Genomic DNA, 19,635 nt, shown 5'->3' on the forward strand with positions numbered 1-19,635 from the left:
CCGTTCCTGTATGTCGAACGAGCACTACTTCACCGCCGAACCCGCGAGCGAGTTGCAGCTCAAACCCATCACCGCACGCCTCGGCGGCGTCGACCGTTCGCTCGTCTCGGCGGGTGGCGTGTTCAGTCCGGGCCACCTCGACCAGGGCACCCAGGTGCTGCTCGCGAACACCCCTCCTCCCCCGCCGACCGGCGACCTCCTCGACATCGGCTGCGGCTGGGGCCCGATCGCCCTGTCGCTCGGGCTCGCGTCGCCGGACGCGACCGTCTGGGCGGTCGACGTCAACGAACGGGCGCTCGACCTGACGCGGATCAACGCGGAACGCCTCGGGCTCGCCAACATCCGTGCCGTCCTCCCCGACGACGTCCCCGACACGGTCCGCTTCGCGACCATCTGGTCGAACCCGCCGATCCGCGTCGGCAAGGACGAGCTGCACCGCATGCTGATGCACTGGTTGCCGCGGCTCGAGGACGAGGGTGACGCCTGGCTCGTCGTGCAGAAGAACCTCGGCTCGGACTCACTGCAGAAGTGGTTGCAGGAGCAGCTGCCGACGTCGTTCCACGTCGGACGTGCGGCCATGGCCAAGGGATTCCGCGTCCTGCACGCCCGGCGCCGGGAGCTCCGTTCGGCCTGACCGGCTCAGGCCAGGGTGATCGTCCCGGAGTAGACGAGGGTCGCCGGGCCGGCCAGCACCACATGCTCGCCGTCTGCGCCGGGAACCATGCGCACCCCGAGCACTCCGCCCGGCACCTCGACGCGCCAGTCGTTCGGAGCCGCCGCGCCCGCCCAGTGGCGGAACGCGAGCGCCGCGGCAGCCGTCCCGGTGCCACAGCTCAGGGTCTCGCCGCTCCCGCGCTCGTGGACGCGCATGCGGATCCGTGCCACGCCGTCGGCGATCAGCGGCTCACCCGGGACGACCAGCTCGACGTTGGCGCCGTGCGGCGGTACGGGGTCGAGCTGTGGGACGTACTCCAGTTCCGCTCCGTCGAGTTCGGCGGCGTCGGCGACCGCGACGACGATATGCGGGTTGCCGACGTCGATCCCGATCCCCGGGCGGGCCACGGGCAGCCCCTTCACCCGGACGAGCGTCTCCCGCTCGACGAGGCTCCAGCGGCCGAGGTCGACGACGTAGCCGAGCGGGTCGTAGCCGACCATCCGGACGCCGGCGCGGGTTCCGATGGCGAGCTGTTCGCCGGGGGCCAGCTCCACGAGCCCGCTCTCGAGCAGGTAGTGGAGGAACACCCGGATGCCGTTGCCGCACATCTCCGCGACCGAACCGTCGGCGTTGTGGTAGTCCATGAACCACTCCGCGGCAGGGTCTTCAGCGAGCACGGCCGCCCCGGCATCGAGGTGCGCGGACCGGACGGCGCGGATGACGCCGTCGGCCCCGATCCCGAAGTGCCGGTCGCAGAGCGCCGCGATCTGGCCAGGATCGAGGGCCTCCTGGCCGTCGGGGTCGGAGAAGAGCACGAAGTCGTTGCCCGTGCCGTGGCCCTTCGTGAAGGAGAGTGTCGACGCCATCAGACCAGTCTACGGGCGCACCCGGCGGGCCAGCTCACTGGCCTCGGTGCTGCCGCCCTCCACCCAGGTGATCGCCGGATAGCGCTTGAACCAGCTGACCTGACGGCGCGCGTACCGCCTCGTCAGACGCTGGGTCTCGGCGATCGCCTCCGCTTCGGTCAGCTCCGACCGCAATTGCGCCACCGCTTGCGCGTACCCGATCGCACGGGCGGCGGTCACACCCTGCTCGAGGCCGTGCTCGAGCAGCTCGGCCGTCTCCGCGACGAGTCCTGCGTCCCACATCATCTCGACGCGCCGGTCGAGGCGCTCGACGAGGACCTCTCGCGGCGTCGAGACCCCGATGACCTCGACCGGCCGCCAGGGGACGGGGCGTTCCGGAAGCGCTGCACCGTGGCCGCGCTCGGCCAACTCGTGGACTTCGAGTGCGCGCACCACCCGGCGGGCGTTCGCCGCATCGATGCGGTCGGCGGTCGCCGGGTCGGCCAGGCGGAGCCGCTCGATGAGCGCCGGGAGCCCCTCCTCCTCGAGTTCCCGTTCCAGGCGCTCGCGCAGGGCGCGGTCTCTCGGAGGGAATCGGAAGTCGTGGATGACGCTCGAGACATAGAGCCCGGAACCGCCGACGAGGATCGGTGTCACCCCACGCGCGGTGAGCTCGTCGATCACCGCACGAGCCGTCGGCTGGTACCAGGCGACGGACGCCTCCTCCGTGACGTCCAGGACGTCGAAGAGGTGGTGCGGGATCCCGCGCCGCTCCTCCATGGGCAGCTTCGCGGTCCCGATGTCCATGCCGCGATAGAACTGCATGGCATCGGCGTTGACGATCTCGGCTGGACGCCCCGCCTCGCGGAGAGCGGTCGCCAGCTCGAGCGACAGTGCGGACTTCCCCGTCCCGGTCGCTCCGACGACCGCGAGGAAGCCGGTCACCGACGTTCGCCGTCGCTCGGGTCGTAGATGGGAGACGTGGTCACGCCGACGGTCGGCGCCCCGATGCGCAGGCCCGGCAGGCCGAGCGAGATCCGGCCGGGCTCGGCCGCACCGGCCGGCGTCGGCACGCCGCAGGAGTCGGCCTGAGCTCGATCCCAGGCGTCTCCGGCACGCGTCCGACGGACCCGCAGGGGTTCTCCGCCGCGTGCGTCGGCGATGAGGTGGAACGACGCTGCCTCGGTGATGGTCACGGTCACGACGTCGCCCGGTCGCGGCACCTCGGAGCCCGCCGGCACCTCGAAGTGGACGAGCCGGGAGTCCTCGGCCCGCCCGCTCAGTCGATGCGTGGCGTCGTTCTTGCGACCCTCGCCAACCGCGACGAGCAACTCGACCTGCCGGCCCACCTGGCGCTGGTTCTCCTCGAGACTGATGCGGTCCTGCAATGCGATGAGGCGCTCGTACCGCTCCTGCACGACGGCCTTCGGGACCTGATCGGCCATGGTGGCCGCCGGTGTACCGGCACGGATCGAGTACTGGAAGGTGAAAGCGCTGGCGAACCGTGCGGCCTCGACCACGCGGAGGGTCTCCTGGAAGTCCTCCTCCGTCTCGCCGGGGAACCCCACGATGATGTCGGTGGAGATGGCCGCATGCGGGATCCTGGCACGGACCCGCTCGAGGATCCCGAGGAAGCGCTCGGACCGGTAGGAGCGACGCATCGCCTTGAGGATGCGGTCGGACCCCGATTGCAGCGGCATGTGGAGTTGCGGCATCACGTTCGGCGTCTCGGCCATCGCGTCGATCACGTCGTCGGTGAAGGCGGCCGGGTGCGGGCTCGTGAACCGGACGCGCTCCAAGCCCTCGATCGTCCCGGCCGCCCGCAGGAGCTTGCCGAACGCCTGACGATCCCCGAACTCGACACCGTAGGAGTTCACGTTCTGCCCGAGCAGCGTCACCTCGATGGCGCCGTCCTCGACGAGCGCGCGCAGCTCACCGAGGATCTCGCCCGGGCGACGGTCCTTCTCCTTGCCACGGAGCGACGGCACGATGCAGAAGGTGCACGTGTTGTTGCACCCGACGGAGATCGAGACCCAACCGCTGTAGCTGGAATCGCGTTTGGTCGGGAGGGTGGAGGGGAAAGTGTCGAGCGACTCCAGGATCTCCAGCTGGGCCTCGTCGTTGTGTCGGGCCCGCTCCAGCAGCGACGGCAGTGAGCCCATGTTGTGCGTTCCGAAGACGACGTCCACCCACGGGGCCTTCCGGAGGATGACCTCTTTGTCCTTCTGCGCCAGACAACCGCCGACGGCGATCTGCATGCCGCTGCGCTGCTTCTTGATCGATGCCAGGTGGCCGAGGTTGCCGTACAGCTTGTTGTCGGCGTTCTCTCGGACCGCGCAGGTGTTGATGACCACGATGTCCGCCTGCTCGCCTTCCGCCTTGACGTAACCGGCGGCCTCGAGTGACCCGCTGAGCCGCTCGGAATCGTGCACGTTCATCTGGCACCCGTAGGTGCGGACCTCATAACTCCGCTGTCGACCTGACTCGTCGATCGCGGCAGGTGAGGCGCTGATGACCGTGGGCGTCTCGACGATGCTGCTCATACCGGCAGTCTACGCGCGGCCCGAGATGCCTCCGGTCAGCGGAAACTCACGCCGGAACGCTTCGACCCCGACAGGGCGCGCGAGCACGCCTCACGGATGATCGCCGAGCCGTATCCGCGTCTCGCGAGATAGGCCGACAGACGTCGCTCGGCCGTCGCCTGATCGAGGGAGCGCAGTTGACCGGCACGTTTTTCGGCGACGACCAGCGCTCGTCGGAGCTCATCGTCGTCGTCGATGGCCTCGAGGGCCTCGGAGACGATCGAGGCGTCGATGCGTCGCGAGGAGAGCTCGCGACCGATCACCGCACGGGACTGCCCTTTGCGGGTGTGCAGGCTCTCGACGAGCTGACACGCGAGCTCGGCGTCGTCGAGGTAGCCGCGTCGGCGGAGTTCGGCGAGGACGTGCTCGACTTCGTCGGGTGCTGCGTCGTGGCCGCGGAGGAGTTCCGCGATCTCCCACTCGGAACAGCCGCGGCGGGCGAGCCGTCGCACCGCAAGCAGGTCGAGTTCGGCCAGCCGGACCTCCGGATCGACCGGAGCCTCGACCTCGTCGGCTTCGGCGCGGTCGTCTGCGTCGTCGTCTTCCGGCGCCTCGACGACCGAGGTCCAGGCGAGCGTCCGCGGGGCGGGCGCGGGTGGTGTCGTCGGGCTCGTCGCCGCGGGGGCATCGCTCGATGCATCGCCCGGCGGGGTGGTCTCCGTGTCGGCGCGCCCGGTGGACATCCGCCGCAACGGAGCGACGGGACGCACGACGGGCGCGGCCACGACCGGTGCGTCCTCGGTCTGCCCGACGAACCAGCCGTCGGGCTCGGCAGCTGCATCGGGCGCCGGACGGCGCCCGAACAGCGAGGTCACGGGGGCCACGTGCTCCGACGACTCGTCGGCCGGACCGGCGGAAGGGAAGGAGACGACCATGGTGACCTCGCTGTTCGGGGCGCGCGTTACGCGCTGCGCTTCGCGGCGGACTTCGGTGCGCCGGCGGCTGCGAGCTGCGGGGCTCCACCGGTCGCCGCCTCGAGCGCGGCGGCCTCGGCAGCAGCGACCTCGGCTGCGGCGGCATCCGCGGCCTTCTTGGTGGCGGCACCCTCGGCACCGACACCGAGCTTGCCGAGGATCCGGCGCTCGATCTCAGCAGCGATGTCCGGGTTCTTCAGCAGGAAGTTCCGGGCGTTCTCCTTGCCCTGACCGAGCTGATCGCCCTCGTAGGTGTACCAAGCGCCGGCCTTCTTGACGATGGCGTGCTCGACACCGAAGTCGATCAACGACCCCTCGCGCGAGATGCCCACGCCGTACAGGATGTCGAACTCGGCCTGCCGGAAGGGCGGAGCCATCTTGTTCTTGACGACCTTCACGCGCGTACGGTTACCCACGGCCTCCGTGCCGTCCTTCAGCGTCTCGATGCGACGGATGTCGAGGCGGACCGAGGCGTAGAACTTCAGGGCCTTACCACCGGCGGTCGTCTCGGGGCTGCCGAACATCACGCCGATCTTCTCGCGGAGCTGGTTGATGAAGATCATCGTCGTGTTCGTCTGGTTCAGGCCACCGGTCAGCTTGCGCAGGGCCTGCGACATGAGCCGGGCCTGCAGACCGACGTGCGAGTCGCCCATGTCGCCCTCGATCTCGGCGCGGGGCACGAGCGCGGCGACGGAGTCGATCACGATGAGGTCGATGGAACCCGAGCGCACGAGCATGTCGGCGATCTCGAGCGCCTGCTCACCCGTGTCGGGCTGGGAGACGAGCAGCGAGTCGATGTCGACGCCGAGCTTCTTGGCGTACTCGGGGTCGAGTGCGTGCTCCGCGTCGATGAAGGCGGCGATGCCGCCGGCACGCTGGGCGTTCGCGATGGCGTGCAGCGTGAGCGTCGTCTTACCCGAGGACTCAGGCCCGTAGATCTCGACGATGCGGCCTCGCGGGAGCCCTCCGATGCCGAGCGCGACGTCGAGGGCGATCGAGCCGGTGGAGACGACCTCGACCGGTGCGCGCTCGTCGCTGCCGAGGCGCATCACCGAGCCCTTGCCGAACTGACGGTCGATCTGGGCGAGTGCGGTTTCGAGGGACTTCTCGCGTTCAGCTGGGCTTGGCATGGTGTGCTTCTCTCTGCTCGGTGTCGGGTGCCTATAGGCTGTCGCCGCGTGTTCCGGGACCCGCTTCTGCTGAAGGTCGGGGCCCGAGGGCGACAAGGCGTCGGTCGTTCCTGATGTCTCCGACGGTACGCGCCACCACCGACATGCACCGGTGGACGGCTCGATCCGTGCAGAACGCACTCACGAATGATCCTGTGGAGGACACTAGCACCACTAGAACGGATGTTCGATACCGATCGGGCGGCGTGTCGAAGACCGCTTCGCCCGTGGCGTGGGACGCGCTACGCGCCCGGCTGCAACCGTCCGACGCCGTGGCGTCGCTCATCCGGCACGTCGGTCGCGGTACAGAGCGCCATCCAGACGTCGCGGGGCGGGACACCGGCGCGCAACGCCTCCTCGGCGGTCTTCGAGCCGAACTCGGTGAGTCCGAGGTCACCGGTGAGCACCGCTCCGTACGCCGCGCCGAACTCGTCGGCGACGGCCGTCCTGAACTCACTCAGCTTCATTCCTGCTCCTGTCCCTTCCTCCGTCGCCCGTCCGGACGCGGAAACGCCCCGGGAGAGGGATCCCGGGGCGTTCTGCTACCGTGCTCGCTCGATCAGCGGGAGACGAGTTCGTCCAGCTCGTTGACCAGTTCGTCCGGAACGGTGTCCGGGATGTTCGGGGAGAGACCCTCGATGACCGCGAGGCGGTCTCCGACCTCTCGCATGATGACGGAGATGGGGGTGTCGAGGGCGTCGGCCACCGAGGCGAGGATCTCGCTCGACGCCTCCTTCTGGCCTCGTTCGACCTCGCTCAGGTATCCGAGTGCGACGCTCGCCTTGCTCGCCACCTGGCGCAGCGTGCGACCCTTCTGCAACCGGAAGTCCCTCAGCACGTCGCCGATCTCTTGACGGACTAAAACCACGTGACCCTCCCTCTGTGCTCTACGACCTCGTGTCGTACAGCGCTCTGCTTCTGCAACGCGGATTCACGTCGTCCCAGCTGATCGCCGTCTCGTTCGTGGATGGCCAACATTACAACCACCGTATGCCGAACAGTAACCAGGATCACTGGGCTTTTCTTGTGAATACGTCATCTGTAACGCGATGGAAACGGACGGTATTCCGCCGATCGGAGTCGGCGTTCACTCGAGTGCGCCGAGTTCGCGCACGAGGGCTTCCAACGCCAGCTCCACGGTCCGGTGTCGGATCTCCTGACGGCCGCCGTCCAGGGTGAGCGGCACCACCCGTCCACCCGCTCGCGTCACGATGCCGACGAAGACCGTCCCGACGGCCTGGCCGTCCTGCGGGTCCGGTCCTGCGACGCCGGTCGTGGCGATGCCGACGTCGGCAGGAAGCCCATCGATCGCCAGGGCACGGCGCACGCCGTCGGCCATCTGGAGGGCCACCTCCGGGTGCACGGCGCCATGGAGCGCGAGGAGGCCGGCGTCGACTCCGAGCAACGAGTGCTTCAGACGGGTGTCGTACGCGACCACACCGCCTCGGACCGTGGCGGACGCGCCGGGGACGCTGATGAGCGCCGCGGCCAGCAGCCCGCCGGTCAGGGACTCCGCGACACCGATCGTCAACCGGGCGTCGATGAGGGCATGGACCGCCGAGGCGGCACCGGCGTCGGCCGACTCGACGGCATCGGACGTCATCGCTTGACCTGCCGGTCGGCGCGCGACCCTCGGACGGCGGTGACGACGTAGTCGATGCCGCTCGCGATGGTCAGGAGCACGGCGATGGTCATGAAGACCCCATTCACCCAGAGCACCCAGTCACCGAGGAGCACCCAGAACGGCGCGAGGGCGAGTGAGATCGCGACGGCCTGTGCGAGGGTCTTGAGCTTCCCCATCCACGCGGCGGCGACGACATGGTCGGAGATCACGATGAAGCGGTGGACGGTGATGCCGATCTCGCGCACGAGCACGACGATCGTGACCCACCACGGCAGTTCGCCGAGGATCGACAACGCGACGAGCGCTCCGCCCGTCAGCACCTTGTCGGCGATCGGGTCGAGGATCTTGCCGAGGTCCGTCACGAGGTTGCGACTGCGGGCGATGTGTCCGTCGATGCCGTCGCTCGCGATCGCGACGACGAAGAGCAGGGCAGCCCACCACCGCAGTGCACCGTCGGAACCGTCGTCCGCCAGCAGCATCCACATGAACACCGGCGCGAGCACGATCCTCGCGACGGTGATCGCGTTCGGGAGGTTCCAGTTCGAGATGCGCGGCTCAGCAGCCGACGCGTTCGATGCCGTCATGTCTACTCCCGACCGGTGAGACTCCAGGCGTCTTCGTCAGAACCGCCCTCGACCTCAGGATAGTCCTGGAACTGGGCCTCGACCGGGTCCGCACCGTAGCGGTCGGGCTCGACGCCGCCGGCAGCGCCGACGACCGGGGCTGCCGCGGCGGCTGTCGAGGGCGCCGCTGCGGGGGCCGGAGCGGCCGGACCGTCGTCTTCGCCGCGCAGACGGGCCAGGACACCCGGCAGCTGCTCCGCGGTGACGAGGACGTCGCGGGCCTTCGAGCCCTCGGACGGGCCGACGATCTCACGCGACTCCATGAGGTCCATGAGCCGGCCGGCCTTCGCGAAACCGACCCGGAGCTTCCGCTGCAGCATCGAGGTCGATCCGAACTGCGTCGACACCACGAGCTCCGCTGCGGCGAGCAGGAGTTCGAGATCGTCGCCGATGTCCGCGTCGATCTCCTTGCGCTCCGCGACGGCCTGGACGTCCTTCCGGTACTCCGGCCGCGCCTGGTTCGTGACGTGTTCGACGACCCGCTGGATCTCGTTCTCGCCGACCCACGCACCCTGCACGCGGATGGACTTGTTCGCACCCATCGGCAGGAACAGTGCGTCGCCCTGACCGATGAGCTTGTCGGCACCCGGCTGGTCGAGGATGACCCGCGAGTCGGTGACGCTCGTGACGGCGAAGGCGAGGCGGGACGGCACGTTCGCCTTGATGAGGCCGGTGACGACATCGACCGACGGACGCTGCGTCGCGAGGACGAGGTGGATACCGGACGCACGGGCCAGCTGCGTGATGCGGACGATGGAGTCCTCGACGTCGCGGGGGGCGACCATCATCAGGTCGGCGAGCTCGTCGACGACGACCAACAGGTACGGGTAGGGCTTCAGGACGCGCTCGCTGCCCGCGGGGAGGACGATCTCGCCTGCCACGACGGCCTTGTTGAAGTCGTCGATGTGTCGGTAGCCGAAGCTCGCGAGGTCGTCGTAGCGCATGTCCATCTCCTTCACGACCCACTGCAGCGCTTCCGCCGCCTTCTTCGGGTTCGTGATGATGGGCGTGATGAGGTGCGGGACGCCCGCATACGGCGCGAGCTCGACACGCTTGGGGTCGATGAGGACCATGCGCACCTCGCTCGGCTTGGCACGCATGAGCAGCGAGGTGATCATGGAGTTCACGAAGACCGACTTACCGGAGCCGGTCGACCCGGCGACCAGGAGGTGCGGCATCTTCGCGAGGTTCGCGACCACGTAGCCGCCGCCGACGTCCTTGCCGACGCCGATCGTCATCGGGTGGTTGCTGTTCGTGGCCGCCGTCGAGCGCAGGATGTCGCCGAGGGTGACGATCTCGCGGTCGGTGTTCGGGATCTCGATACCGATGGCGCTCTTCCCCGGGATGGGCGAGAGGATGCGGACCTCGTTGGACGCCACAGCGTAGGAGAGGTTCTTGCTGAGCGCCGTCACCCGCTCGACCTTGACGCCCGGGCCGAGCTCGATCTCGTACTGCGTCACGGTCGGCCCGCGGGAGAAGCCCGTGACCTTCGCGTCGACGCCGAACTGGTCGAGGACGCTCGTGATCGCGGCGACCGCTTCGTCGTTGGCCGCGCTGTGCGTCTTCGCGGGCTCCCCCGCCGCCAGGGTCCCTGCGGACGGGAGACGGTACGGTGTGTCGTCCTGTCCCTGCTGTGCCATGGGGCGCGCCGAGAAGTCGATCTGGTCGGGTGCGCCGAGGAGCGCCGGGTCGAGGTCTTCGATGACCTCGGTCGCGCCGGGGATGCTGTCGTCGTGCAGACCCGTCTGCGGCTTGATCTCGCCCGTGTTGAATCGCTTGACGGCGCTCTCCGCCGCTTCGAGGTCGCCGAGGAGCTCGGAGCCGAAGGCGTCGTGCACCGGCGCGGCTTTCGGCGACACGGCAGGCACGGCCACCGGTTCGAGCGGCGAGTCGAACCCGCCGGACGGCTTCTCGAGGCCGAGGAGCTCGGTCATGTTGTCGCCCATGAGCGGGTCCTCGAACGTCGGGTCGTCCTCGCGACGGCTCGTGTTGCGACGCCACCACGGCAGGGCCGCCGGCTCGTCGGGTTCCTCGTCGAGGTCGTCGAGTCGCTTCGTCCGCGCGCTCTTCGGCTCTGCGGGCTCTCCTTCTGGTGCCTCCGGCTGCTCGCCGAACATCCAGGTGGAGAACTGCCGCACGCGGGCACCGACGCGGTTCGGCGGCGTCTTGGTCACGATGAAGAGGCTGAGGAGGATCAGGAGCGAGATGAGGACGGTCGCGCCGATCGGGGTGATGATCGCGGCGAGCGGAGCGCCGAGGATCCACCCGAGGAGACCACCGGCCTGAGCCAACGCGGGCAGGCCCTGACTCGGGTTCGGCTGACCGCCGTGGATGTGGCAGAGCGCCGAGATGCTGATCAGGAGCAGACCGAGGCCGATGCTGATGCGGCCGTTGTCGTCGACCGAGGCCGGGTGCCGGAACAGCCAGACCGCGAACACGATCATGATGACCGGGAGTACGAAGGCGAGTCGGCCGAAGAGGCCGCCGAACGACCAGGCGTCGAAGGTCTGGGCGACCGGGTCCGCCGCGCCGAACCACTCGACGACGGCGCCGACGACGGCCAGCAGGAAGAGCAGGAAGGGGAAGCCGTCGCGACGGTCCTCTTTGGCGATGCGCTCGGGACCGAGGGCGCGGACCGCTCCACCGACGCCGTGCGCGAGACCGAGCCACATCGAGGTCAGCACACTGCGCTGCTCCTCGGCGGCCGGATAGGCGACGGTCTTCTGCTGCTTCGTCGTCGACGCACCCGCCTTGGGGCCGGGCTTGGTGTTCGTCTTGGTGCTCGTGGTGCGCGACGAAGCGCCACTCGGCGAGGAAGCGCTGCGCGAACGGCTGGTCGAGTTGGAACGTGCGGCCATGCGTTCACGGTACTCGTCGCCACCGACGCAGCCCGGCAAGCTGGCGGGGTGTCCACGATCCGCGATCCGCCGGGCGGTCAGCGCAGATTCAGGACCATCGTGTCGCGGGTCCCCCGCCGGTCGACGGTCGCGAACCCCTCCGTGCGGTACAGCGAGACGGCGTGGTTCGCCCGCTCCACGCTCAGGCTGATGCGCTGGTACCCGGCTGCTCTGGCGAGCTGCACGGTCGCACGGAGCAACTGCCGTCCGACGCCCTGGGCGCGGTGGATCGGACTGACCCCGAGGATGAGTTCGGGGACCCCGCCCGCCACATACCCGAACCCGGGTGCATCGGACGGGAAGAGTCGATACCAGCACGCGCCGACGGGGGCACCGTCCTGCCCGACGGCGACGACCCCGGCGTCGCCGGGTCGACGCCAGCCGTGCACATAGCGGGTGTGCTGCGCATCGGCGAGGACGGCGGACCTGGGACGGGGCGCGACGGCGTTCCAGTTCGCCGCCTCGACCATCATGTCGGTGAGGACGCGCACATCAGCCACCGCGGCTTCGCGGATCGAGTAGACCGCCATGGACGGATGGTACGCCACCGGTGTTTCGAGCAGATGACGCGTGGGGGGACACCGGCGCTCAGTACCGGATGGCGTCGATCACCTTCACGCGGACGGCGACGAGGGCTGGGAGGAGCCCGGCGATCGCCCCGACGGCCGTGGCGCTGACCAGCCCGAGGACCGCCGCCTCGATGGGGAACGGCGGGAAGTCCGTCACGAGCCCTTGACCGATGAACTGCTCGACGATCGGACTCTTCACGACGGCCACGGCGAGCATGACGCCGATGACCCCGGCGACGAACGTGGCGACGACACTCTCCATCATCACGGCGAAGAACACCCGCGGCGCGGTCGCCCCGAAACTGCGTCGGATCCCGATCTCGCGGATCCGCTGGCGGACGGTGACGAGCGAGAGGTTGATCAGCCCAAGGGCTCCGAGCAGGAGGATGAGCCCCGCGACCGCGCCGACCACGAGCTTCAAGGACAGGAGCGGGTCCTCCCCCGTCTGGCCGAAGTCGTTACGGAAGACGTCGACGCTGTACGCGTCACCGAGTTCGGCACGCAGGTCGGACTGGATCCGCTGGGTGAATGCCTCGGCGTCCACGTTCGGGACCCAGAACTCGAACTGCGGCAGCTGACCGGGTTGCCCCATGCCCTCCTCGGCGCCGGACACCGGACCGATGAGCGCCGTCCCCGCGGGCAGGATCGACAGCTGCGGTTCGGTGTCCCACTCGTTGCTCGCGTACACCCCGACGATCACGGCCGTGACCGGGTGCTCACCGTGGACCGTGACCGTGGGGTGCGTGTCGATGGGTGGTGACCCCAGGCGCTGCCAGAACACCGGGTTCACGACGATCGCGGGTGCGAGGCGGTCGCCGTCGTCGTCCTGGAACCAGGCACCCTCGTCGAGTCTGATGCGGTGCATCTCGCCGTACGGGACGTCGACGACGGTGGACTGCACCGGCACCGTCCCGTCGGCGAACTGCACGTTCAACTGGGTGCTGCCGGATTGCGAGACGTACCCGATGCCGTACCGCTCGGCGAGGTCGTGCACCGCCGTGATGTAGGTCTCCGGGTCGGGTTGCTCCGTTCCGGTGCCGTAGGCCGACGCCATGAGCGTGGCGGGTCGGCCGCCATAGCGTTCCTGCGACTCGGTCTGGGCCTGCGCCGCGAGCGACGACATGCCGACCATGCTCGTGAGGGCGCACACCGCGACGCCGACGCCGATGAGCGACAGGATGACCCGGCCACGATGGATCCGCAGCTCCTGGGCGGCCTCGACGACCGCTCCGACGATCGAGGTCAGGATCCTAGACATCCGCGGCCTCCAGCTCGTGATCGGGGGTGAGTACGCCGTGGTCGAGACGGTGGTGGGTCGTCGCGAGTCGGGCGATCGCCCGGTCGTGGGTGATCGTCACGAGGGCGGCACCCGTGGAGGTCGCCACCTCGTCGAGCAGGGACATGACGGAGGTGCCGGTCTCGACGTCGAGAGCGCCGGTCGGCTCGTCCGCGAGGATGAGCCGTGGCCCGCGGACGAGCGACCGGGCGATGGCGACGCGCTGCTGCTCACCGCCGGACAGTTTCGCGGGCATCGCGTCGAGGCGGTCGCCGAGTCCGACACGTTCGAGCATCGCGGCGGCGATCTCCCGGCGGCGCCAGAACGAGCGTCCGCTGGCGTACAGGAGCGGCGTCGTGACGTTCTCGAGCGCGGTCCGTCCCGGCAGGAGGTTGAACTGTTGGAAGACGAAGCCGATCTGGGCGCCGCGCAGTCGGTCGCGCGCACCGGAGCCGAGGCGTTCCGCCGGTCGTCCGTCGAAGACGAGCGACCCGGAGGTCGGCTTGTCGAGCAGGCCGAGGAGGTTCAGGAGCGTCGACTTGCCCGAACCCGATCGGCCGACGATGGAGACGCGATCGCCCTCGTGCACCTCCAGGTCGACACCGTCGAGGATCGTCAGCGGCGGCGCATCGGGGATCTGGACGACCCTGGTGACCCCGCGGAGTTCGAGGAGCGTCACCCGACCGACCCGTCGCAAGCCATGCTGCCGTCCGGGAGCGTGGTGCACCCCTCGGGCGCCGGTGCGACGGCGCCAGGGACGAACTGGAGCACCGAGTCGCCCTCGGCGACACCGTCGACGATCTGCACCTGCTGTCCGTCGTTCAGTCCGAGCGTGACCGGCCGTTCCTCCTGCGCACCGTCGGCCCCCACCACCCAGACGGTCCCGGTTCCGGCCGAGCCCTTGACCGCGGTCGTCGGGAGCACGAGGACGTTCTCGGCGACGCCTCCCGCGAGTTCGATCGTCGCGGCGAGTCCGGCGAAGACCCGGACGTCGCCGGGCACCGCGCAGGTGACGGAGGTTCCGCCGGCACCGGGTGTCTGCCCGGATCCACCGCCCGTCGTCGGCTCCTCCTCGTCGCCACCGCTCGACGGCGTCGTGACGCGGACCGCCGGACAGACGAACGGGGCCGGGCCGCCGTTGATGGTGACCGTCGCCTCGCCGGGGATGGTGAGCAGACGGTACTGCTTGTCGGCGCTCAACGCCCCGGTGATGGAAAACGTGGCCGGCGACACCTGCGCCACCGCGTCGCCGATCTGGACGGACTGTCCGTGGATGAGCTTGACGTTGCCGAGGGTGCCCGCGACCGGTGCGGTCACCTGCACGTACCGCTCCTTGCCCTCCTCGTCGATCGTCTTGACGTCGAGGATCGGATCGCCCTCCGCGAGGACGGCCCCCTTGGCGGCGAACACCTCGTCGACGGTGCCGGCGACGGTCGACTTCGCCGTGCTGGCCGGGTCGGCCACGACCTGGCCCTCCACCGAGACGGTGTTGACCACGGTGCCGAGCGCCGCCTGGACCTGCGGCTCCACGAGGCTCCCGGTCGGCTGCGTCGGCCCCTCCTCCTGCGGCGCGTCCGGGAAGAACGCGACCTTGACGAGCGCCACCGCGATCGCGGCGAAGACGAGCAGTTTCAGAATGGGGAACACCCAGGTGCGGACAATGCCCACGCCGACCTCCGGAATCCACCGCAGTCGGAGTGACGAGCGGCTATAAGGGATTCCACGGTAGCAACGCGGAAGGCGGCCGGACATCACCCTCGCGAATGATGTTCGACCGCCTCCTGGCGGGTGGGACCGAGCAGCCCCGTCCGGTGATCAGGCCTCGATGACGAGCGGGACGATCATCGGGCGGCGACGGAACGACGTGTTGACCCAGCGGCCGACGGTCCGACGGATCACCTGCGACAGCGCGTGCGTGTCGCGGACGCCGTTCTCCGCCGCCTCGGCGAGTGCCTTGGCGACCTTCGGCTTGATGTCGGCGAAGACCTTGTCGTCCTCGGCGAAGCCCTTGGCGTGCACCTCGGGGCCGGAGATGATGTGCCCGGTCTTCGAGTCGACGACGACGATGACCGAGATGAAGCCCTCCTCCGCCAGGATGCGACGGTCCTTGAGGTCGGCGTCGGTGATCTCGCCGACGGTCGAGCCGTCGACGTAGACGAGCCCGACGTCGAGCTGCCCGACGACCTTCGCGACGCCGTCCTTCAGGTCGATGACGATGCCGTCCTCGCCGATGAAGGTGTTCTGCGCCGGAACGCCGCTGTCGATCGCGAGCTTCTGGTTCGCGACGAGGTGACGGTACTCGCCGTGGACCGGCAGCACGTTCTTCGGCTGGAGGATGTTGTAGCAGTAGAGCAGCTCACCGGCGGCCGCGTGCCCGGAGACGTGGACCTTCGCGTTGCCCTTGTGGACGACGTTGGCTCCGAGCTTCGTCAGGCCGTCGATGACCCGGTAGACCGCGTTCTCGTTGCCCGGGATGAGGCTCGAGGCGAGGATGACGGTGTCGCCCGGGCCCGGCTCGATCGCGTGGTCGAGGTTCGCCATCCGGCTGAGGACGGCCATCGGCTCGCCCTGAGAACCGGTCGACATGTAGACGATCTTGTCCTCGGGGAGGTCCTTCGCCTTCTTGTAGTCGATGAGCAGGCCCTCGGGGACGTTCAGGTACCCGAGGTCGGCCGCGATCCCCATGTTGCGCACCATGGAACGACCGAGGAACGCGACCCGGCGGCCGTGGGCGTGTGCCGCGTCGAGGACCTGCTGGACGCGGTGCACGTGACTCGAGAAGCTCGCGACGATGACGCGGCGCTCGGACTTCGCGATGACCTGGTCGAGGACCGGCCCGATGGACCGCTCGAGCGGTGTGAATCCTGGGACGTCGGCGTTCGTCGAGTCGACGAGGAAGAGGTCGACGCCTTCTTCACCGAGGCGGGCGAAGGCGCGGAGGTCCGTCAGGCGGCCGTCGAGTGGCAGCTGGTCCATCTTGAAGTCACCGGTCACGAGGACGGTGCCGGCGTCGGTGTCGATGAACACCGCGAGTGCGTCCGGGATCGAGTGGTTGACCGCGACGAACTCGAGGTCGAACGGACCGAGCGCCTCGATCTGGCCCTCCTTCACCGGGAGGGTGTAGGGGACGATGCGGTGCTCCTTGAGCTTCGCCTCGATGAGCGCGAGCGTCAGGCCGGAACCGATCAGCGGGATGTCCTTGCGGAGCTTCAGGAGGTACGGCACGGCGCCGATGTGATCCTCGTGACCGTGCGTGAGCACGACCCCGACGATGTCGTCGAGCCGGTCCTTGATGGAGGTGAAGTCGGGCAGGATCAGGTCGACGCCCGGCTGGTGCTCTTCGGGGAAGAGCACGCCGCAGTCGACGATCAGGATCTTGCCGTCGATCTCGAAGCAGGTCATGTTCCTGCCGATCTCGCCGAGTCCTCCGATGGGGATGACGCGGAGCGTCCCCGGCTCGAGGACTGGCGGATCGATGATGGTATTGGGCATGTAGCCCCCCTCTGGTTTGTCTAGCGAGTCGTACCGGCGACCTTGGGCAGCGCGCCACCGGCGGCGGCGTTGCGGTCTGGCCGGAAGTTGCGGAAGTCGACGCCTGGGATGTCCTTCACCAGGTCGATCTCATCCTCGATCTGCGCGGCCTCCCACTCCTCCGGACCGACCAGCGGAAGACGTACCCGCGGGCTCTGGATCCGGCCGAGGCCGTGCAAGATGTATTTGGCGGCGACGGTGCCGGGGACGTGGGTCATGACCGCACGCACGAGCGGCTCGAGCTGCCGGTGCGCCGCGGTCGCCGCGACGAGGTCGCCGGAGTTCACCGCGTCGACCATGTGTCGGTAGGGCGTCGGCGCGATGTTGGCCGTGACGCCGATGAGGCCGGTGCCGCCGATGGCGAGCGTCGGCAGTGCGTTGGCGTCGTCGCCCGCGAAGTACATGAGGTCCGTCTGGTTCATGACCCGGCTCACCTCGCTGAGGTCGCCCTTGGCGTCCTTCACCGCGAGGATGTTGGGGTGCTTGGCCGCACGCAGGATCGTCTCGTAGGTGATCGGGATGCCGGTTCGCCCCGGGATGTCGTAGAGGATGACGGGCAGATCCGTGGAGTCGGCGATCATGCGGAAGTGGGTCAGCACGCCGGCCTGGGTGGGCTTGTTGTAGTACGGGGTGACGATCATGTTGCCGTCGGCGCCCGCCTGCTCGCTCTTCTTCGCGAGCTCGATCGCGTGGGCCGTCTCGTTGGAGCCACCACCGGTGATGATCTTCGCGCGCCCGCCCGCGACGGCTTTACCGACCTCGACGAGCTTGACCTTCTCCGGGTCCGTCAGCGTGGACGTCTCACCCGTGGTGCCGGTGACGACGATGCCGTCGGCGCCAGCGGTCACGACGTCGTCGATGTGTCGCTCGACGGCCTTCCAGTCGACCTCGCCGTCGGCGGTGAACGGCGTCACCAGGGCGACGAGGACTTGACCGAAGGGGTTCTCTGCACGCGACACCCTCTCAGGCTATCGGGTTTCCCTCTTGCGGGTCACCACCCGACGGGCATCGGCGGGTGGCCGAAGGCACACCATACGGCTCCCGTCGACGGGGTGACCACCCAGGTCGATCCGGTTAGGCTGACCCCACGAACACCAGCGCCGATGCGCTTCTGCACGGCCCGACGATGGAGGTTGCACCATGGCGGTAACAAGCGAAGCCACGACGGTCTGGAACGGCACGCTCTTCGAGGGATCCGGGCACACGAGCCTCGACACCTCCGAGGCGGCCGAGTTCGCCGTCGACTGGAAGGCCCGCTCCGAGGGCTCCAACACGACGACGACACCCGAGGAACTGCTCGGGGCCGCGCACGCATCCTGCTACTCGATGGCGTTCGCCAACGAGCTCACGAGCGCCGGCTTCCCGCCGGAGCGCATCCAGGCGACCGCAGCGGTCTCCTTCACCCCCGGCACCGGGATCACCGGTAGCCACCTGCTCGTCAGCGCGGTCGTGCCCGGCATCTCCGAGGCCGACTTCGAGCGCATCGCCACGGCGGCGAAGGACGGCTGCCCGGTCTCGCAGGCGCTCGCCGGCATCCCGATCACCCTCGAGGCCAGCCTCGCGTAACCACCACCGTCCAGCAGCACGACCAGGAAGGCGACGCGCATGCGCATCGTGATCGGCGGAGCCTCCGGGCTCATCGGAACGGCGCTCGGGCGCTCCCTCGAGACCGAGGGCCATGAGGTCGTCCGGCTCGTGCGACGTCCGGCGCGCGGTGCCGGAGAAGCGGAGTGGGATCCACTGGCAGGCGTGCTGGATCCGGCGGTCGTGAGCGGCGCCGACGCGGTCGTCAACCTCTCCGGCGCCTCCCTCGGCAAGCTGCCGTGGACGGCGGCCTACCGGTCCACGATCCTCTGGTCACGACTCAGCGCGACCCGGACCCTCGTCGACGCCATGAACCGGGCCGAGCAGCCACCGGCCGCCTTCCTCAGCGGGTCGGCGGTCGGGTACTACGGCGACCGTCCCGGAGAGACCCTCACTGAGGACTCCTCCAGAGGGGCCGGATTCCTCGCCGACGTCGTCGTCGCCTGGGAGGACTCGGCGCTCGCGGCGCCCGACGCCGTCCGCACCGTGCTGCTCCGCAACGGCATCGTCGTCGACCTGGCCGGCGTGCTCAAGCCGCTGGCACCGCTCACCCGGTTCGGGGTCGCCGGTCCGCTCGGTTCGGGCCGCCAGTTCTGGCCGTGGATCGGGTTGCAGGACGAGGTCCGGGCGATCACCCACCTCCTGACCTCGACGCTCTCCGGACCGGTGAACCTGTGCGGTCCGCAGGCGGCCCGCGCCGACGACCTCATGTTCGAGCTCGCCAGACGGATGAACCGGCCCTACCTGCTCCGCGTCCCGAAGTTCGCCCTCAAGGCGCTCCTCGGAGACGCCGCCGACGGACTGCTGCTGAGCGATCAGCGCGTCGAGCCTCGTCGACTCCTGGACGACGGCTTCACGTTCAGCACGCCGACCGTCGAGCAGGCGTTGGCCGAAGCACTCGCCCGCGACTGAACGAGGGGACGCCTCCGCTCTGGTCAGCTCCGCGAGAGCCGGATCGCCTGCCGGATGGCCTGCCGTGCGCGGCGACGGTCTCCGGCGCCGTCGTAGACGAGTCCGAGGCGGTACCAGGATCGCCAGTCGTCGGGAGCGGCCTCGGCCGCGTCACGGTACTTCGGGAACAGCTCGTCTGCGGCATCACGCATCGGCCGGCCGCTCTCGCGGGTCTCGACCTGCTCGGGCGGAAGGCCGCCCTCGGCCTCGAGGCGGACTCCGAGTCGCTCGGCGCCCACCCCGAAGGCGATCTCGCGCCAGAGCGCCCAGACGCCGAGGATCGGCAGGACGATGAGCGCGGCACCCATGGCGATGCCGACAGGCTCGCCGGTGCCGAGGAGGACGACCGCACGGTACCCGACGAGGACGATGTAGAGGACGAGCAGGGCCGCGATGATCGCGACCATGACGCGGG

At 69.3% G+C, this 19,635-nt stretch carries 20 protein-coding genes; 3 read left to right on the forward strand and 17 right to left on the reverse strand.

The features are described from left to right. The first annotated feature begins 10 nt into the window (after nucleotides 1-10). On the forward strand, nucleotides 11-634 hold the full coding sequence (locus B9Y95_RS15010; RefSeq protein ID WP_085513008.1) for a class I SAM-dependent methyltransferase: 624 nt from the start codon (nucleotides 11-13) through the stop codon (nucleotides 632-634). Nucleotides 635-639: 5 nt separating this feature from the next. On the opposite strand, the gene dapF is transcribed toward B9Y95_RS15010, so the two are convergent. The 16 genes from dapF to dapA all read right to left on the reverse strand — a co-directional run bounded on the left by dapF (nucleotide 640) and on the right by dapA (nucleotide 17,644). Further along, entirely contained in the window at nucleotides 640-1,521 is an 882-nt protein-coding gene (gene dapF / locus B9Y95_RS15015; protein WP_085513010.1) for a diaminopimelate epimerase, read from the reverse strand. Between the two features lie 9 nt (nucleotides 1,522-1,530). Continuing rightward, entirely contained in the window at nucleotides 1,531-2,445 is a 915-nt protein-coding gene (miaA, locus tag B9Y95_RS15020; RefSeq protein ID WP_085513012.1) for a tRNA (adenosine(37)-N6)-dimethylallyltransferase MiaA, read from the reverse strand. After that, a complete protein-coding gene (gene miaB / locus B9Y95_RS15025; protein ID WP_085513015.1) occupies nucleotides 2,442-4,043 on the reverse strand; it encodes a tRNA (N6-isopentenyl adenosine(37)-C2)-methylthiotransferase MiaB in 1,602 nt (533 codons plus the stop codon). Before miaB ends, miaA begins: the two co-directional genes overlap by 4 nt. Before the next feature lie 35 nt (nucleotides 4,044-4,078). After that, nucleotides 4,079-4,957 (reverse strand): regulatory protein RecX, encoded by an 879-nt coding sequence (locus B9Y95_RS15030; RefSeq protein WP_085513017.1) that lies wholly within the window; start codon nucleotides 4,955-4,957, stop codon nucleotides 4,079-4,081. Nucleotides 4,958-4,983: 26 nt separating this feature from the next. After that, a complete protein-coding gene (recA, locus tag B9Y95_RS15035) occupies nucleotides 4,984-6,126 on the reverse strand; it encodes a recombinase RecA (protein WP_079707085.1) in 1,143 nt (380 codons plus the stop codon). A 281-nt stretch (nucleotides 6,127-6,407) separates the two neighbouring features. Next, on the reverse strand, nucleotides 6,408-6,632 hold the full coding sequence (locus B9Y95_RS15040) for a DUF3046 domain-containing protein (protein WP_085513019.1): 225 nt from the start codon (nucleotides 6,630-6,632) through the stop codon (nucleotides 6,408-6,410). A gap of 92 nt (nucleotides 6,633-6,724) precedes the next feature. Next, on the reverse strand, nucleotides 6,725-7,033 hold the full coding sequence (locus B9Y95_RS15045) for a helix-turn-helix domain-containing protein (RefSeq protein ID WP_056012120.1): 309 nt from the start codon (nucleotides 7,031-7,033) through the stop codon (nucleotides 6,725-6,727). A 219-nt stretch (nucleotides 7,034-7,252) separates the two neighbouring features. Further along, nucleotides 7,253-7,768 (reverse strand): CinA family protein, encoded by a 516-nt coding sequence (locus B9Y95_RS15050; RefSeq protein WP_085513021.1) that lies wholly within the window; start codon nucleotides 7,766-7,768, stop codon nucleotides 7,253-7,255. Further along, nucleotides 7,765-8,373 carry a CDP-diacylglycerol--glycerol-3-phosphate 3-phosphatidyltransferase gene (gene pgsA, locus B9Y95_RS15055; protein ID WP_079707088.1) on the reverse strand — a complete coding sequence of 203 codons (609 nt, stop codon included), beginning with the start codon at nucleotides 8,371-8,373 and terminating at the stop codon, nucleotides 7,765-7,767. The genes B9Y95_RS15050 and pgsA overlap by 4 nt, the downstream gene beginning before the upstream one ends. Nucleotides 8,374-8,375: 2 nt before the next feature. Next, nucleotides 8,376-11,270, reverse strand: coding sequence for an FtsK/SpoIIIE family DNA translocase (locus tag B9Y95_RS15060; RefSeq protein WP_085513023.1), 2,895 nt, complete (start codon nucleotides 11,268-11,270; stop codon nucleotides 8,376-8,378). Between the two features lie 77 nt (nucleotides 11,271-11,347). Beyond that, a complete protein-coding gene (locus B9Y95_RS15065; RefSeq protein ID WP_085513026.1) occupies nucleotides 11,348-11,839 on the reverse strand; it encodes a GNAT family N-acetyltransferase in 492 nt (163 codons plus the stop codon). A 58-nt stretch (nucleotides 11,840-11,897) separates the two neighbouring features. Continuing rightward, nucleotides 11,898-13,136, reverse strand: coding sequence for an ABC transporter permease (locus B9Y95_RS15070; RefSeq protein ID WP_123539726.1), 1,239 nt, complete (start codon nucleotides 13,134-13,136; stop codon nucleotides 11,898-11,900). Beyond that, the gene (locus B9Y95_RS15075; protein WP_085513030.1) at nucleotides 13,129-13,833 is read right to left on the reverse strand and encodes an ABC transporter ATP-binding protein; all 705 of its coding nucleotides are present in this window, start codon (nucleotides 13,831-13,833) and stop codon (nucleotides 13,129-13,131) included. Before B9Y95_RS15075 ends, B9Y95_RS15070 begins: the two co-directional genes overlap by 8 nt. Next, nucleotides 13,830-14,822: an efflux RND transporter periplasmic adaptor subunit gene (locus tag B9Y95_RS15080; protein WP_085513032.1), complete on the reverse strand. Its 993-nt coding sequence runs from the start codon at nucleotides 14,820-14,822 to the stop codon at nucleotides 13,830-13,832. The genes B9Y95_RS15075 and B9Y95_RS15080 overlap by 4 nt, the downstream gene beginning before the upstream one ends. Nucleotides 14,823-14,969: 147 nt before the next feature. After that, nucleotides 14,970-16,646 (reverse strand): ribonuclease J, encoded by a 1,677-nt coding sequence (locus B9Y95_RS15085; RefSeq protein WP_056012144.1) that lies wholly within the window; start codon nucleotides 16,644-16,646, stop codon nucleotides 14,970-14,972. Between the two features lie 20 nt (nucleotides 16,647-16,666). Further along, nucleotides 16,667-17,644 (reverse strand): 4-hydroxy-tetrahydrodipicolinate synthase, encoded by a 978-nt coding sequence (dapA, locus tag B9Y95_RS15090; protein ID WP_064294450.1) that lies wholly within the window; start codon nucleotides 17,642-17,644, stop codon nucleotides 16,667-16,669. Between the two features lie 181 nt (nucleotides 17,645-17,825). On the opposite strand from dapA, the gene B9Y95_RS15095 reads away from it, so the two are divergent. Continuing rightward, complete coding sequence (locus B9Y95_RS15095) at nucleotides 17,826-18,251, forward strand: OsmC family peroxiredoxin (RefSeq protein WP_064294452.1); 426 nt, start codon at nucleotides 17,826-17,828, stop codon at nucleotides 18,249-18,251. Between the two features lie 39 nt (nucleotides 18,252-18,290). Continuing rightward, the gene (locus B9Y95_RS15100; RefSeq protein WP_085513034.1) at nucleotides 18,291-19,181 is read left to right on the forward strand and encodes a TIGR01777 family oxidoreductase; all 891 of its coding nucleotides are present in this window, start codon (nucleotides 18,291-18,293) and stop codon (nucleotides 19,179-19,181) included. A gap of 23 nt (nucleotides 19,182-19,204) precedes the next feature. On the opposite strand, the gene B9Y95_RS15105 is transcribed toward B9Y95_RS15100, so the two are convergent. Then, nucleotides 19,205-19,627, reverse strand: a complete 423-nt coding sequence (locus B9Y95_RS15105; protein WP_370281969.1) for a hypothetical protein — start codon at nucleotides 19,625-19,627, stop codon at nucleotides 19,205-19,207. Between the last annotated feature and the right edge of the window lie 8 nt (nucleotides 19,628-19,635).

The sequence above is a fragment of the Plantibacter flavus genome, from assembly GCF_900177615.1.
In the GTDB taxonomy this organism is placed as follows: Bacteria; Actinomycetota; Actinomycetes; order Actinomycetales; family Microbacteriaceae; genus Plantibacter; species Plantibacter flavus.

Bases quoted from the DNA above. Each gene is read 5' to 3' on its own strand.
- B9Y95_RS15010 (WP_085513008.1), top strand. From the start codon at position 11: ATGTCGAACGAGCACTACTTCACCGCCGAACCCGCGAGCGAGTTGCAG.
- B9Y95_RS15030 (WP_085513017.1), bottom strand. From the start codon at position 4,957: ATGGTCGTCTCCTTCCCTTCCGCCGGTCCGGCCGACGAGTCGTCGGAG.
- B9Y95_RS15060 (WP_085513023.1), bottom strand. From the start codon at position 11,270: ATGGCCGCACGTTCCAACTCGACCAGCCGTTCGCGCAGCGCTTCCTCG.
- B9Y95_RS15100 (WP_085513034.1), top strand. From the start codon at position 18,291: ATGCGCATCGTGATCGGCGGAGCCTCCGGGCTCATCGGAACGGCGCTC.
- B9Y95_RS15065 (WP_085513026.1), bottom strand. From the start codon at position 11,839: ATGGCGGTCTACTCGATCCGCGAAGCCGCGGTGGCTGATGTGCGCGTC.
- B9Y95_RS15095 (WP_064294452.1), top strand. From the start codon at position 17,826: ATGGCGGTAACAAGCGAAGCCACGACGGTCTGGAACGGCACGCTCTTC.
- B9Y95_RS15070 (WP_123539726.1), bottom strand. From the start codon at position 13,136: ATGTCTAGGATCCTGACCTCGATCGTCGGAGCGGTCGTCGAGGCCGCC.
- B9Y95_RS15085 (WP_056012144.1), bottom strand. From the start codon at position 16,646: ATGCCCAATACCATCATCGATCCGCCAGTCCTCGAGCCGGGGACGCTC.
- recA (WP_079707085.1), bottom strand. From the start codon at position 6,126: ATGCCAAGCCCAGCTGAACGCGAGAAGTCCCTCGAAACCGCACTCGCC.
- B9Y95_RS15050 (WP_085513021.1), bottom strand. From the start codon at position 7,768: ATGACGTCCGATGCCGTCGAGTCGGCCGACGCCGGTGCCGCCTCGGCG.
- dapF (WP_085513010.1), bottom strand. From the start codon at position 1,521: ATGGCGTCGACACTCTCCTTCACGAAGGGCCACGGCACGGGCAACGAC.
- miaB (WP_085513015.1), bottom strand. From the start codon at position 4,043: ATGAGCAGCATCGTCGAGACGCCCACGGTCATCAGCGCCTCACCTGCC.
- B9Y95_RS15040 (WP_085513019.1), bottom strand. From the start codon at position 6,632: ATGAAGCTGAGTGAGTTCAGGACGGCCGTCGCCGACGAGTTCGGCGCG.
- pgsA (WP_079707088.1), bottom strand. From the start codon at position 8,373: ATGACGGCATCGAACGCGTCGGCTGCTGAGCCGCGCATCTCGAACTGG.
- B9Y95_RS15105 (WP_370281969.1), bottom strand. From the start codon at position 19,627: ATGGTCGCGATCATCGCGGCCCTGCTCGTCCTCTACATCGTCCTCGTC.